Origin of the sequence: Pseudomonas morbosilactucae (genome assembly GCF_023241665.1) — a bacterium.
In the GTDB taxonomy this organism is placed as follows: domain Bacteria; phylum Pseudomonadota; class Gammaproteobacteria; order Pseudomonadales; family Pseudomonadaceae; genus Aquipseudomonas; species Aquipseudomonas morbosilactucae.
Genome location: NZ_JALQCX010000005.1, coordinates 186,859 through 200,540, shown reverse-complemented (window position 1 = coordinate 200,540; position 13,682 = coordinate 186,859). Strand labels below are relative to the sequence as shown.

Below are 13,682 nucleotides of genomic sequence, written 5' to 3'. Positions count from 1 at the left end.
CATGGGCCACCTCCTTATTCGCAATGCCCGCCTGGTCAACGAAGGCCAGGAGTTCGATGCCGACTTGCTGGTCGTCCAAGGGCGCATCGAGAAGATCGCCAGCAGCATCGACGGGCACAACGCTGACGTGGAAATCGACGCCCAAGGCCAGTGGCTGCTGCCGGGCATGATCGACGACCAGGTGCATTTTCGCGAGCCCGGGGCCCCGGAAAAAGGCAGCTTTTATACCGAATCCCGGGCCGCGGTGGCCGGCGGTATCACCAGCTTTATGGACATGCCCAACACCTCGCCGGCCACCCTGACCCTGGCCGCCCTGGAGGACAAGATGCGCCGCGCCGCCATCGCCTCGGTGGCCAATTACGGCTTTCACTTCGGGGTCAGCCAGCACAACCTGGACACCGTCGCCGCCCTGGACCCGCAACGGGTGGCCGGGGTCAAAGTGTTCATGGGCGCCTCCACCGGCAACATGCTGGTGGACGACCCGCAGATCCTCGAGCGCCTGTTCGCCACGGTGCCGACCGTGCTCCTGGCCCATTGCGAACACACCCCCAGCATCCAGGCCAACGAAACCCAATGGCGCGAACTGTTCGGCGACGCCATCCCCGCCGCTGCTCACCCGCGGATCCGTGACGCCGACGCCTGCTACCGCTCCTCGTCCCTGGCCGTGGCCCTGGCGAAAAAACACGGCACCCGCCTGCACGTGTTGCACCTGACCAGTGCCCGGGAACTGGCCTTGTTCGAGGACAAACCCTTGGCCGACAAACGCATCAGCGCCGAGGTCTGCCTGCACCACCTGCTGTTCGACGACCGGGATTACCCGCGCCTGGGCCACCAGATCAAATGCAACCCGGCGATCAAGAGCCAAGACGATCGCGACGCCTTGCGCCAGGCCCTGTTGAGCAACCGCCTGGACGTGATCGGCAGCGATCACGCGCCCCATACCTGGGAGCAGAAACAGCGGCCCTACGCCCAGGCCCCCGCCGGCCTGCCCCTGGTGCAACACGCCCTGCCCGCCTTGCTGGAATTGGTCGCCGACCGCCTGCTGCCCCTGAGCACCCTGGTGGCCAAGACCAGCCACCGGGTCGCCGACCTATTCGCCATTCCCGACCGTGGCTACCTGCGCGAAGGTTATTGGGCTGATCTGGTGCTGATCCACCCGGAACCCGCCGGCAAGGCCGTGGCCCGCCAGCCGGTGCTCAGCCAATGCGGCTGGACGCCCTTCGCCGAGCGGCGCTTTCGCCACAGTGTCAGTACCACCGTGGTCTCCGGGCAGCTTGCCTGGCACAACGAGCGCCTCTACGACGACTGCCAGGGTTTGCCTCTGCGGTTCCTGCGTTGACTCCCCCTGAAGCGAACCCCAAGGACCACCGAAGATGATCCGCATCACCCTACCTGATGGCTCGTGCCGTGAGTACGACCAAGCGTTATCCGTGTTCGAGGTGGCCGCCAGCATCGGCCTGGGCCTGGCCAAGGCGGCGATTGCCGGCCGGGTCAACGGCGTGCTGGTGGACTGCAACCATCTGCTGGAACAGGATGCCGAACTGAGCATCGTCACCGGCCGCGACCCCGAAGGCCTGGAGATCCTCCGGCATTCCTGCGCCCACCTGCTGGCGATGGCGGTCAAGCAGCTCTACCCTTCGGCCCAGGTGACCATCGGCCCGGTGATCGAGGACGGCTTCTTCTATGACTTCGCCTACGAGCGCCCTTTCACCCCCGACGACCTGGCGCTGATCGAAACCCGCATGCGCAGCCTGGCTGCCACCAACCACAGCGTGCAGCGCCGCGAGCTGTCGCGAGAGCAAGCCCTGGAACACTTCAGCGCCCGGGGCGAGCACTACAAGGTCGAGCTGATCCGCGACATCCCCGAGGGCCAGGTGCTGTCGCTGTATCGCCAAGGGGATTTCGAAGACCTGTGCCGGGGCCCGCACCTGCGCAGCACCGGTCAGCTCCAGGCCTTCAAATTGACCAAGGTGGCCGGTGCCTATTGGCGCGGCGATGCCAGCCTGGCACCGCTGCAACGGATCTACGGCACCTGCTGGGCCAGCCAGAAAGACCTGGACGCCTACCTCACGCGCCTGGAAGAGGCCGGCAAGCGGGACCACCGCAAACTCGGCCAGCAGTTGGACCTGTTCCACTTCGACGACTGCGCGCCGGGTTCGGTGTTCTGGCACGCCAAGGGCTGGAGCCTGTTCCAGCAACTATTGGGCTACATGCGCCAGCGCCAGGAACAGGCCGGTTACCAGGAAGTGAACACCCCGGACGTCATGGACCGCGGGCTCTGGGAAACTTCCGGACACTGGCAGAACTACCGCGACCACATGTTCACCACCAGCACCGAAGACCAGCGGGTGTTCGCCCTCAAGCCGATGAACTGCCCCGGTGCGGTGTCGATCTTCGACCGCGGCCTGAAAAGCTACCGCGACCTGCCGCTGCGCATCGCCGAGTTCGGCAAGGTCCACCGCTACGAACCTTCCGGAGCCCTGCACGGTTTGTTGCGGGTACGCCACTTCACCCAAGACGACGCGCACATCTTCTGCACCCCGGCGCAGATGCAGGACGAGTGCGCCCGCACCATCGCCCTGGTGTTCGACATCTATCGTGACTTCGGCTTTACCGATGTGGCGGTGAAACTCTCCACCCGTCCGGCCAATCGCATCGGCAGCGACGCGGTGTGGGATCAGTTGGAAGGCGCCCTGTCCGGGGCGCTGCTGGGCATGCAGATCGACTACCAGCTCAACCCCGGCGAAGGCGCCTTCTACGGGCCCAAGCTGGAGTTCGTGCTGCGCGATGCCATCGGCCGTGACTGGCAGTGCGGCACCTTACAGGTGGACCTGAACCTGCCGCAGCGCTTTGACATCAGCTACATCGACGAACAGGGCGAACGCCGTCAGCCGGTGATGCTGCACCGGGCTTTGTTCGGTTCCCTGGAGCGTTTTATCGGCATCCTCATCGAGCATTACAGCGGCGCCCTGCCCTACTGGCTGGCACCCCATCAGGCGGTGGTGCTGAACATCAGCGAAAACCAGAGCACGTACGCGCAGCAAGTCACCCACGCCTTGCGCCAACGAGGGTTGAGGGTTCAGGCCGACCTGCGCAACGAGAAGATCAGCTACAAGATTCGCGAGCACAGCCTGCAAAAAGTGCCGTACTTGCTGGTGCTGGGGGATAAGGAAAAAGATGGGGGATTTGTCAGCCTGCGCAGCCGCCACGGTGAAGACCTGGGGCGGCTGCCACTGGAGCAGGCGGTGCAGCGAATGGCGGCGGCCAGTCGCTGACGGTGGGAATGGCGATCAGGTGCGCGGCTTGACCGTGCCGCAATCCTGGCCGAGCCATACAGCGCGGGTGTCCATGCTGCCCTTCTGCTGGATGCCCGTGGCATTGAAGGTGCCGCTGACTTTACTGGTGAACTCGCGATCACTGATAAAGGTGGCCACGCCGGTGCCCTGGGCCTTGGGGCAACTGAAGCGGAATTTCCACTGGTTGCCGCTGCGTTCAGTGATCTCTTGCTTGCAGCCCGATTGCGGGTCCTGCAGGGGAATACTGTCGGACTGCACCTGAGCCTGGGTCAAGCAGGAGCGGATGCCCTTGCCGCCGACTGTCACGCCTTGCTTCTCCAGCATCGCCCGCTGCTCCGGGGTCATCTGCTGCTGCAACTGGCCAAGGATCAACGACAAATCGGGCAGGTTCTGGTCGTCGACCTTCATGTTGCTGCTGGTCAATTCCCACAAGCCCGGCTGCAGCATCTGCGCCTGCGCGGCCAGCGGCAGCGACACACCCAGGACCATGGCGCAACCCAGTAGACGAAGCTTCATTGCATAACTCCTAGACAGTAGTGGCCGTTAGACGCCGGAAACCTGCAAGTGTTGCACGGCGAATAAAATAGCGACATTCGCTGTGGAACATGGTCTGTTAGGCATTGAGTCTTCAGGAGCTGCCTTGCCCCATGGATTACTTTGGCCCCCACCTTTTTGGCTATTTGATCGCACTGCTGCATTTCCTCGGGCTGATCGCCGCCCTTCACGCAGTGCTCACCGTGCGGACCGCCCAAGGCGCCATCGCCTGGGCCCTGTCGCTGATGTTCATCCCCTACCTCACGCTGATTCCCTACCTGGTGTTCGGCCGCAGCACGTTCGACGCCTACATCCAGGCGCGGCGCCAGGCCAACCTGGAAATGCACAAAGCCATCAACGAACTGAACTGGCGACCCTGGGTCGAGGAAGCCCTGACCGCTCGCGCCTCCAGCGCCTACGCGTCGTTGCGGGCCATGCCCAAGCTCGGGCGCATGCCGTGCCTGGCCAATAACCAGGTGCGCCTGCTGATCAATGGCGAAGCCACTTTCGAGGCCATCTTCGACGCCATCCGCCGAGCCCGCAGCGCGGTGCTGATCCAGTTTTTCATCATTCACGACGACGACCTGGGCCGACGCCTGCAAAGCCTGCTGCTGCACAAGGCCGCCGAGGGGGTAACGGTGCATTTGCTGTATGACCGCATCGGCAGCCACTCCCTGCCCCACGAATACCTGCAGCCCCTGCGGGACGGCGGAGTCCAGGTACACGCCTTCGCCACCCGCAGTGGCTGGCTCAATCGCTTCCAGGTGAATTTCCGCAACCACCGCAAGATTGTGGTGGTCGATGGCCTGCTGGGGTTTGTCGGCGGGCACAACGTGGGCGATGAGTACCTGGGCAAGAAGCCGCCGCTGGCGCCCTGGCGCGACACCCATGTGCAGGTCAGCGGCCCGGTGGTGGCGTGCTTGCAGGAATCCTTCGCCGAAGACTGGTTCTGGGCGTCGCGGCAACTGCCGCCGCTGATCCTCCCGGACACCTACCCCGATGACGGGGTGCTCTGCCAATTGTTGGCCAGCGGCCCGGCGGACCCGTACGAAACCTGTTCCCTGTTCTTCGTCGAAGCCATCCACGCCGCCAATGAGCGAGTGTGGATCACCAGCCCTTATTTCATCCCCGACGAAGCGGTCTTCGCCGCCCTGCGCCTGGCGGTGCTACGGGGTGTGGACGTGCGCATTCTGCTGCCCTCGCGGCCCGACCACCGCATCGTCTACGCCGCCTCCAGCCTGTATGCCTTTGAAGCGGTGCGCGCCGGGGTCCGAGTGTTCCGTTATCAGCCGGGGTTCTTGCACCAGAAGGTGGTGCTGATCGACAACGAAATCAGCGCGATCGGCAGCGCCAACCTGGACAACCGCTCGTTCCGCCTCAACTTCGAAGTGATGCTGCTGACGGTGGATGAAGGTTTTGCCGCCGAGGTCGAGCACATGCTCACGGCAGACTTTGCCCAAGCCCGAGAAGTGGCCCGGGAAGAAAGCCACCAGACCCACCGCCTGCAACAGCTGGGCATGCGGATCGCGCGGCTGATTTCTCCGATTCTTTAAGGCGTGTAGATGTCGTCGCGGGTCCACGGCAACTCATGGCTGCCATCGGCGTGGGCCTTCACCGCAAGGATCTGGTGCAGGTTGATCCAGCCCTTGGCGAAAGCGTAGGCGCAACCGGCCAGGTACAGGCGCCAAATCCGCAAGGCCTGCTCCGGCACTTCCCGGGCGGCGGCTTCGAGGTTGTCTTCCAGGCGCTCGCTCCAATGGTCCAGGGTCCGCGCGTAATGCAGGCGCAGGCTCTCGACATCGACGATTTCCAGCCCCGCTTCGCTGATCTCGGCAGAGATCATCGCCAGGTGCGGCAGCTCGCCGTTGGGGAACACATAACGCTCGATAAACTCGCCGGCCCCGCGCCCCACCGGGCGACCGTCGGTGTGCTTGGCGGTAATCCCGTGGTTCATCACCAGGCCGCCTTCGCGCACGGCGCCGAACAGGGTCTTGCAGTACTCCGCCAGGTTGGCGTGGCCCACGTGTTCGAACATGCCGACACTCACCACTTTGTCGAAGCGACCGTCCTGGGGCAGGTCACGGTAATCCAGCAGTTGCAGCTCGACCTGGCCCTCCAGGCCTTCGGCTGCCACCCGCTCCCGCGCCAGGGCCAGTTGCTCCTTGCTCAGGGTGATGCCAAACACCTTGGCGCCGAACTCACGGGCGGCGTAGCGCGCCAGCCCGCCCCAGCCACAGCCCACGTCCAGCAGATAGTCCCCGGGTTGCAGCCGCAGCTTGCGGCACAGATGGCGAAACTTGGCCTGCTGGGCCTGTTCCAGGCTTTCGCTGCCGGTCTCGAAATAGGCGCAGGAATAGGCCATGTCGCTGTCGAGCCAGAGCTGATAGAAGGCGTTGGAGAGGTCGTAATGGTAGGAAATGGCCGCGGCATCAGTGGCCTTGTCATGCACCGAGCGCGACGGCAGGTTGTCGTCATCGGCGCCCAGCAAGGCCTGGCTCCATTCATCGCAGACGCGGATCACATCGCTGATGGAACCCTCGAGTTCCAGCTTGCCCTCGACAAACGCGCCTCCCAGGGCATTCAGGCTCGGATGGCTCAGTTGCGCGACCAGCTGTGGGTCCTTGACCACGATGGTGACGCTAGGCTCAGGCCCAAGGTTGAACTCATGGCCATCCCAGAGCCGCAAGCGCAGCGGTAGATGCAGATTCTGTAAGGCCGGTGGAAGTTGCGCGAGCATGGAAAATCCCCCCTTGTTTCAGACGTCTGAAAAAGAGGGTAGACCATCGCTGAAAATTAGCAGGCTATCGATTTGATAGCCCGCTTCTATAAGCCGCTACGCCGTAACCCGCCGCCGTCAGCCCACCGTTTCAGCGCTGTGCCGCAGGTAACGGCGCGCCCTCTTGATAGAGGACTGCGGGTGCCGCTCACTAGTTCAGCAGCGCTGCCCAGCGCCATCGGAACGCCCAGGCAGCTGTGCCGGCTTGCCCGGTTCAGAGCTTGGCCAGGGGTTCTTGAAAGCGCAGCAACCGCCCGGCGTTACCCAACACCAGCAAGGTGCTGAGGTTGTGCAGCAACGCAGCAATCATCGCCCCTGCCGCCCCCAGCCAGCCAAACGCGGCAAAGGCCACGATGGCCAGGGTCCAGCCCAAGCCAATCACCACATTGACCTGCAAGGTGTGCCGGCACTCGCGGCTCAAGCGCACGCACGTACCCAGGCGCCGCAAATCACTGCCGATCAGCACCACGTCCGCCGAGGCCAGGGCGATGTCTGCCCCGCCCGCCCCCATGGCCACGCCCACCACCCCGGCCTTGAGTGCCAGGGAATCGTTGATGCCATCCCCCACCACCATCGGCCGGAAGCCTTTGCCGATTTCCCCCAGCACGCGGTTGAGTTTGTCTTCCGGCAAGGCCTGGGCCTCAACGTCACTGATGCCGACGTCCTGCGCCAGTTGCTGGGCCACGCTGTGGCGGTCCCCGGTCAACAATAACTGCCGGCCCAGGCCCAACTCACGCAACTCACTCAAGGCCTGCCGCGCCTCAGGCTTGACGCTGTCGGCCAGAAGCAGCCAACCGAGAAACTCGCCGTTCAGGGCCAGCCCGGCAATCGGCCCGTCATGGGCCGGTACTGCCGTGGTGACGATGCCCAGTTGGCTGAACAACTCCGGGCGACCCAGCGCCACTTCGCCCTGCTCAGTCTGGGCCACCACACCGAGGCCCTGGCGTTCACGAATCTCCTCCAGTGGCAGGTAGGCGTCGGGCGCTACCAGGCCAGCCAGGGCCCGACTCACCGGGTGGCTGCTGGCTGAACCCAGGCTCGCCGCCAGGCCCAGCAAACGACTGTGATCCTCCAGGTGGGTGTCGAGCGCCTGCAAGCGCAAGGTGCCAAAGGTCAGGGTGCCGGTCTTGTCCACCACCAGGGAGGTCAGGTCCGCCAACTCCTCGAGGAAGGCCGAGCTGCGGATCAGGATGCCGTGCCGGGCCGCCACGGCGATTCCGGCGATGGCCGTGGCCGGCGCCGACAGCACCAGGGCGCACGGGCACGCTGCCACCAACACCGCGAGCATGGCTTGGGCGTCATGGGTGATGAACCAGGTCACCGCCGCCAGCAGCAACACCAGCACCAGATAGCTGCCGGCATAACGCTCCAGCAGACGGGTGATCGGTGGCTTGGAGCGCTCGGCGTTCTGCATCAGGGCGATGACTTTGCCCAGGGTCGATTCATGGCCGGTGCGGGTCACCTGCAAACGCAGCAAACCGTCGAGGTTGATCGCCCCGCCAAACACCAGGGTCCCGACCACGGCCTCCAACGGGACCGACTCACCGGTGATGGGTGCCGTGTCCAGGCTCGCCTGCCCGGACAGCACCCGACCATCGGCGGGCACCCGATCCCCGGCGCGCACTTCCACCTGATCCCCGGCCTTGAGGCTGGCATTGTCCACTTCCAGGATGCTGCCATCGGCCTGCACCAAGCGCGCGTGGCTGCGGGTCAAACGGCCCAAGGCGTCGATTGCCTCTTGGGAGCCGATCACGCTGCGCTCTTCCAGCACATGGCCAAAGATCATGATGATCGGCAGCAAGGCGGCGGTCAGCAGGTCACCGGTGGCCCAGGCCCCGAGCATGGCCAGGGCGATCAACTGATCGGTAATGCCATGCAAGCTGGGGTAACGCAGGCTGTACCAAGCCGAACGCATGACTGGCACGGCCACCAATAGGGAGGCGACCCCCAGCAACAATTGGCTGACACCCATTTGGTCGGCAGCCCACCAGCGCCAAGCCAACCCCAAACCGAGCAGGCCCAAGGCAAGCATGGCCAGGGTCAATTGCCGCGCGGCACTGCGTTGTTCGGCCGACGTCAGCATGCTCGCCGGAGCGGCGTGAGAGTGGGCGGTCATGGTTGGGCTCCCTGGATAATCAGGCGGGAATCGTCTTGGGGATTGACCGTGGTCACCGACCCGGCCTGGCCAAGAATTTTCGGCAGGCGTTCGCGGTACAGGCGCAGGAGCATGTCCGGGTCGCTGCCGCTCTGCTGCGCCTCGGCCAGACCTTGCACCGTGGCGGTCTGCGCCTGGGCGCCGGCCAAACGCTCACTGGCCTGGGCATGGGCGACCTGCAGGCTGCGATCCGCTTGTTCGGTGGCGCTTTGGCTGAGCTTTTCCGCGTCGGTGCGGGCATTGGCCACAGCCTTGTCGGCCTGCTGGCTGGCGGTCAGCACCGCATTAAAGGCACTCACCGCGGGCTCCGGCAAACTGGACTGCACGTCCACCCGAGTGGCTTCGATGCCCAGGCTCTGACCGCTGGCCGTCAACTGCGCCAAACGCTGGTTGATACCCTGCAACAAGTCACCGCGCAGACGTTCGCGACGCTCAGCGGCCAAGTGATCGGCGCCCACCAGCTCCGGCCGGGCCACCAGAATAGTGTCCAGGTCCCGCGCTGCGGCCAGTGCCACCGCGCTGCGGGTGACCAGGCGATCCAGGGCCGGCAGCACATGCTCGCCCTGCAACACAAAGGCATACGGCTCGCTGACTTTGTAAAAGACCCGCACATCCAGTTGCACCACCCCGGCATCACCGGTGAGCAAATAACCGGAGCCGGCCAGGGCATCGCTCAACGGTGTGGCAAAACTCGCTACCCGATCCCCCTGCAAGGCGGCATCGGAACGCAACAAGCCTTCGACCCGGCGCTCGATCACCCGGTCGGCGGCCGGCAGCAACACCACCTGCTCAAAGGGCCGCGGCCAGGCCAACAACAGCCCGGCATTCTGCACCCGATCCAGGGCGCCGAAATGCAGAACCACCGCGCGATTTTGCGGGTCGATCTGCCTGACGTTGGAGAAAACCCAGGCCAGTGCTGCGAGCACCGTCACCCCATACAGGGCGATAAATGCCAAACGCCCAGCCTGAATCCACGGGCTGCCCAGTTCGGATGTTCCACGTGGAACCTTATTCATGGCTGCGGCCCGGCGGCTTTATTGCCCAGGCTTGGCGGGCCGTCCACCAACACCCGGAACGGCGCCGCATCGGTGCGCAGAATCAGCTTGGTTCCAGGGGTGACCACCGTGCCCAAGGTGTCCAGGGAGCGCAGCAAGTTGTACAGCTGGGGCGAGCTGGCGTAGGCGCGACCATAAATCTGCGCCGCTTCAACCCGGGACTGGGCTTCAATCTGCGCCGCCTGCACCGTGGCATCGGCTTGCAGAATTCGCGCGTCACGCTCGGCTGCCGAGCGGATTTGCGCCGCTTCGCGTTTGCCTACGGCCGTGCGCTCGGTGGCAATGGTTTCACGTTCGGCGCGCATCCGGTCCACGGTGGCGCTGAGGGTGACTGAGGGCAAGGTCAGCCGCTCAATGCCCACTTGCAGGACCCGAACGCCATAGGTGCTCAATAACTGTTGGTCGATCTGTTTGCGCAGCTGAGCTTCGAAATCGGCGATCTGCACCTTGCCGGCATCCGTGTTCACCAGGCTCGCCAGGTCGAAACTGCTGGCGGTGGTTTCCAGGGCTGAGCCGACAAAGGTACGAATCTGCCGTGCCGCTTCGTCGGGTTGGTTCTGCACCGCACGCATAAAGCGCTGCACATTGTCCGGGTCGCCCTGCACCTGCCAGGCCACATAGGCCTGGACGATAATCCGCAAACCGTCGCGGGTGCCGACATCCTGCAAGCCGCTGGAGGTGGTGCGCAGGCGCAGGTCCACCGGGATCGCCGCTTCGAACGGCGCTGGCCAGCGCCAGTTCAAACCCGGTTCCAGCAGCACCCGCGCCGGGTTGCCGAAGCGGGTAATCACCGTGGCTTCACCGGAGCGCACCTGCACCAGGCTCGCCGCCGCCACGGCAAACATCACCAGCAACAGGGCCCAGCCCATGCGCCGCCAGGGAAACGGCCCCGCCTCGCCTGGGTGACCGTGGTGGTGATGCCCATGATGGTGGCCGTGATGATGAGCGTGGCCATGGTCATGACCTTCGTGGTTCGACGCATGATCGTCATGCTGATCGTGAGTAGCGGAAGACTGGCTCAATGGACGGCTCCTGGCGCGGCCTTGCCGGGTACCGAAGGGTCGGCCGGCACAGTGAAAGTACGCAGATCGAGGGTCGGCGCGCTGGCCCCGCCCAATCGATGATCAAGAATCAGCAGCTTGGCGTGGCTCAGACCCAGGCTCAGTTGGCTCAGGTACTGCTCCAGAACAAAGGCCTGCCCCGCCGCCGCGTAGGCTTTTTGCTCGGCGGCAAAACGCAGGTCGGCCGCCTTCGCCGTGGCCCGGGCTTCATGGGCATCGGCGTCGGCCTGGTCGCGGGCAACGCTGGCCTGCAACTGCGCCTGGTTGGTCTGCTCACTGGCAGCGCCACGCTCGCGGGAAATCAGGGCCTGGGCACCTATCTGCGCGGCCTGCACCCCGTGGTAGGCATTGGCCGCGCCGGCTGGCGGGTGAATGGCCTCGACCACGGTGGCGAGGATTTCCACCCCGCTGTCGAGCCGCTGCAAATCGGCCTGCACCGCCCGACCAATGTCCTCGGCCAGGGAAGTACGGTCTTCGCCGAGCAAGCCATCCAGGGTCCGGGAGGCAAAGTCATGCACCAGGATCCGGCTGGCGGTGCTGCGGATCAGCGCTGGAACATCGGCGCTGTTGTAGGTGGCGGCCAGGGCCGCCTGATCGCTGAGGCCGATGCGGTAGACAAAACGCACGTCCATATTGACGATCTGCAGGCTCTGCTTATCGCTACTGCCGCTGGCAATCACTTGGGATTTGTCATTCACGTGGCTCGCGTCCCACAGTCGGTTGGCCGTGGTCGGCGCCGGGCCTTCCGCCGCCGATGTCGGCACCGGCGCGGGGGTATCGCCAACGCTGCTGGCGAGTTCATGCACCACGCCGTTTTCAACCGCCAACACCCGGCCCAACGGCCACGGCAACCCGACATGCAAACCGGGGCCAAACACCGCCACGGGTTTGCCAAAGCGCTCATAAATACCGCGACTTTGCAGGGATATTTCATGAACCCCGGTTAACAGCCAACCCACCGACACCACCACCAGCAGCACCGGCAACAACGCCCGGCGCATGTAGGTGAACGCCCAGATCTGTCGCAGGTCGATGCCGAAACGGTTGTGCAGTTCGTGCTGCAAGACTTGCAGCGGCCGAGGCGGCCAACGCAGCAGATCGGCCAGCATGCTGTGGGCCAAGAGGCGCGGTTCCTGCAACTCGCGACGCGGGCTGAACAGTGACAACAACGCCCGCAGCAACAACTCCAGGGCCACCAGGGCCGGCAACAGGCCCAGTAGCACGGCCAGCCGTACCGGCCACAAAGCCGCGTCGCTGCTGAACAACAGGCTCACGGCACCGAGAACCAGGCTGATGATCGCCACCCGTGCCAAGGCGGCCAGGGCGCCCGCTTCCGGCCATTGCTCCGGCGCTTGCTGGGCCAAGTGGCGCTCAAACACCAACAAGGCAAACGCCAGCAACAAGCCCAGGACCGCCGCGACACTGGCATTGAGGCCGAGGGCCGCAGCCGGCAACGCCAGGTTCCAGATGGCCCGGACGCTGAACAGGATCAACAGTGCCCAGCCACCCAGCCACAAGGTGGGCGCGCCGATCTGTGCCAACCCGTGCGCCCCGCGCTCGCCGATCCAGGCCAACAGCCGCTCATACGCCCCGTGAATAACCTCAGGCTCGGACGGCGGCGCCAGGGTGAGGTCCGGCGGCGCCAGCGCGTGCTGACGCCAGGTGCTGACGGTCGCCGCCGATTGCAACCCGGCCACCAGCACCAGCAAGGCCGCCGCCTGATTCACCAACAACGCCGGCCAGATCGACTGGGGCGCGAACAGATCGACAAAAAACGCCGCCACCAGCCCCAGGCCGGCCATTGCCGCCAGGACCACGCCCCAACGCTGAGAACGCCGCCGGTGAAGCCCCGCCTGCTGAAACCGTGGCAGGGCTTCAAGCCCCTCCCCTTCAGCCTCTAAATCGACTCGCATAGCACCCCAGCGTCTGTCGTCCTGCAGAAAACACAGCCTGTGGATAACCCCTCAGGCGGCTGCCAATCGAAACAATTCGTTACGATATAACGATAGTGGTGAAATTTTTGTCAGCGCGCCATGTCTTTTGCTGCGCGAGGTGCGTCGAACCATCACGAGACAGCACTGGATTGTTGCCGAAAGTTCTGATGTCCGGCCTTCGGCATTTATGCCAATAATCCGCACCTGCTACCCCATGCGTGACAAGGAAAGGTCCCACCATGCTCTCGATCTACCAGCTCAAACCGCGCTTTCAGAATTTGCTGCGGCCCCTGGTGCAGCGTTTGTACGACAACGGCACCACGGCCAACCAGGTCACGGTGCTGGCGGCCGTGGTGTCCGTGCTGCTGGGGGTGCTGATTGCCGCCTTCGCCCAACACACCTGGCTCTTCGTCCTGATTCCCCTGTGGATGATCCTGCGCATGGCGCTGAACGCCATCGACGGCATGCTGGCCCGTGAGTTCGGCCAGCAATCCCGCCTCGGCGCCTACCTCAACGAACTCTGCGACATCGTCGCCGACAGCGCTCTGATCCTGCCCTTTGCCCTGTTGCCCGGCGTCAGCCTGGTGCTGGTGCTGCTGGTCACTCTGCTGGCCCTGTTCAGTGAATACGCCGGTGTGCTCGGGCCCATGGTCGGGGCCTCGCGGCGCTACGACGGGCCCATGGGCAAAAGTGATCGAGCCTTTATCTTCGGCGTGCTGGCCACCGGCATTGCCCTGGGCTGGCTCGCGGCCGTGTGGATCAACGGCGTGCTGGCACTGGTTGCCGCGCTGCTGATCTACACCCTGGTCAACCGGGTCCGCCAGGGCCTGAAAGAAGTGCAGAACAACGCCCCTACAGCATAAGGAAATGG

At 64.6% G+C, this 13,682-nt stretch carries 10 protein-coding genes; 4 read left to right on the top strand and 6 right to left on the bottom strand.

All coding sequences use genetic code 11. The features are described 5' to 3' along the window. Position 1: 1 nt before the first annotated feature. Positions 2-1,339 (top strand): dihydroorotase, encoded by a 1,338-nt coding sequence (locus tag M1B35_RS02875; protein ID WP_268261170.1) that lies wholly within the window; start codon positions 2-4, stop codon positions 1,337-1,339. A gap of 34 nt (positions 1,340-1,373) precedes the next feature. Next, entirely contained in the window at positions 1,374-3,275 is a 1,902-nt protein-coding gene (gene thrS, locus M1B35_RS02870) for a threonine--tRNA ligase (protein ID WP_268261169.1), read from the top strand. 15 nt (positions 3,276-3,290) lie between these two features. On the opposite strand, the gene M1B35_RS02865 is transcribed toward thrS, so the two are convergent. After that, entirely contained in the window at positions 3,291-3,812 is a 522-nt protein-coding gene (locus tag M1B35_RS02865; protein ID WP_123327945.1) for a DUF3617 domain-containing protein, read from the bottom strand. A 131-nt stretch (positions 3,813-3,943) separates the two neighbouring features. On the opposite strand from M1B35_RS02865, the gene cls reads away from it, so the two are divergent. Further along, positions 3,944-5,383, top strand: coding sequence for a cardiolipin synthase (gene cls, locus M1B35_RS02860; RefSeq protein WP_268261168.1), 1,440 nt, complete (start codon positions 3,944-3,946; stop codon positions 5,381-5,383). On the opposite strand, the gene cfaB is transcribed toward cls, so the two are convergent. The 5 genes from cfaB to hflK (M1B35_RS02835) all read right to left on the bottom strand — a co-directional run bounded on the left by cfaB (position 5,380) and on the right by hflK (M1B35_RS02835) (position 12,790). Next, the gene (gene cfaB / locus M1B35_RS02855; RefSeq protein WP_123327947.1) at positions 5,380-6,567 is read right to left on the bottom strand and encodes a C17 cyclopropane fatty acid synthase CfaB; all 1,188 of its coding nucleotides are present in this window, start codon (positions 6,565-6,567) and stop codon (positions 5,380-5,382) included. The genes cls and cfaB overlap by 4 nt on opposite strands. A 253-nt stretch (positions 6,568-6,820) precedes the next feature. Continuing rightward, a complete protein-coding gene (locus tag M1B35_RS02850) occupies positions 6,821-8,722 on the bottom strand; it encodes a heavy metal translocating P-type ATPase (RefSeq protein WP_268261167.1) in 1,902 nt (633 codons plus the stop codon). Then, entirely contained in the window at positions 8,719-9,777 is a 1,059-nt protein-coding gene (hflK, locus tag M1B35_RS02845) for a protease modulator HflK (protein WP_268261166.1), read from the bottom strand. Before hflK (M1B35_RS02845) ends, M1B35_RS02850 begins: the two co-directional genes overlap by 4 nt. Then, entirely contained in the window at positions 9,774-10,838 is a 1,065-nt protein-coding gene (gene hflC, locus M1B35_RS02840) for a protease modulator HflC (RefSeq protein WP_268261165.1), read from the bottom strand. The genes hflK (M1B35_RS02845) and hflC overlap by 4 nt, the downstream gene beginning before the upstream one ends. After that, positions 10,835-12,790, bottom strand: a complete 1,956-nt coding sequence (gene hflK, locus M1B35_RS02835) for a protease modulator HflK (protein WP_268261164.1) — start codon at positions 12,788-12,790, stop codon at positions 10,835-10,837. The genes hflC and hflK (M1B35_RS02835) overlap by 4 nt, the downstream gene beginning before the upstream one ends. Before the next feature lie 260 nt (positions 12,791-13,050). Between hflK (M1B35_RS02835) and M1B35_RS02830 the strand changes: the two genes are divergently transcribed. Further along, positions 13,051-13,674 carry a CDP-alcohol phosphatidyltransferase family protein gene (locus M1B35_RS02830; RefSeq protein ID WP_268261163.1) on the top strand — a complete coding sequence of 208 codons (624 nt, stop codon included), beginning with the start codon at positions 13,051-13,053 and terminating at the stop codon, positions 13,672-13,674. Positions 13,675-13,682 lie beyond the last annotated feature (8 nt).

What these genes read in the sequence shown, in the direction of transcription:
- M1B35_RS02830 (WP_268261163.1), top strand. Translation starts at nt 13,051, where the DNA reads ATGCTCTCGATCTACCAGCTCAAACCGCGCTTTCAGAATTTGCTGCGG.
- cfaB (WP_123327947.1), bottom strand. Translation starts at nt 6,567, where the DNA reads ATGCTCGCGCAACTTCCACCGGCCTTACAGAATCTGCATCTACCGCTG.
- M1B35_RS02875 (WP_268261170.1), top strand. Translation starts at nt 2, where the DNA reads ATGGGCCACCTCCTTATTCGCAATGCCCGCCTGGTCAACGAAGGCCAG.
- thrS (WP_268261169.1), top strand. Translation starts at nt 1,374, where the DNA reads ATGATCCGCATCACCCTACCTGATGGCTCGTGCCGTGAGTACGACCAA.
- hflK (WP_268261164.1), bottom strand. Translation starts at nt 12,790, where the DNA reads ATGCGAGTCGATTTAGAGGCTGAAGGGGAGGGGCTTGAAGCCCTGCCA.
- M1B35_RS02865 (WP_123327945.1), bottom strand. Translation starts at nt 3,812, where the DNA reads ATGAAGCTTCGTCTACTGGGTTGCGCCATGGTCCTGGGTGTGTCGCTG.
- hflK (WP_268261166.1), bottom strand. Translation starts at nt 9,777, where the DNA reads ATGAATAAGGTTCCACGTGGAACATCCGAACTGGGCAGCCCGTGGATT.
- cls (WP_268261168.1), top strand. Translation starts at nt 3,944, where the DNA reads ATGGATTACTTTGGCCCCCACCTTTTTGGCTATTTGATCGCACTGCTG.
- M1B35_RS02850 (WP_268261167.1), bottom strand. Translation starts at nt 8,722, where the DNA reads ATGACCGCCCACTCTCACGCCGCTCCGGCGAGCATGCTGACGTCGGCC.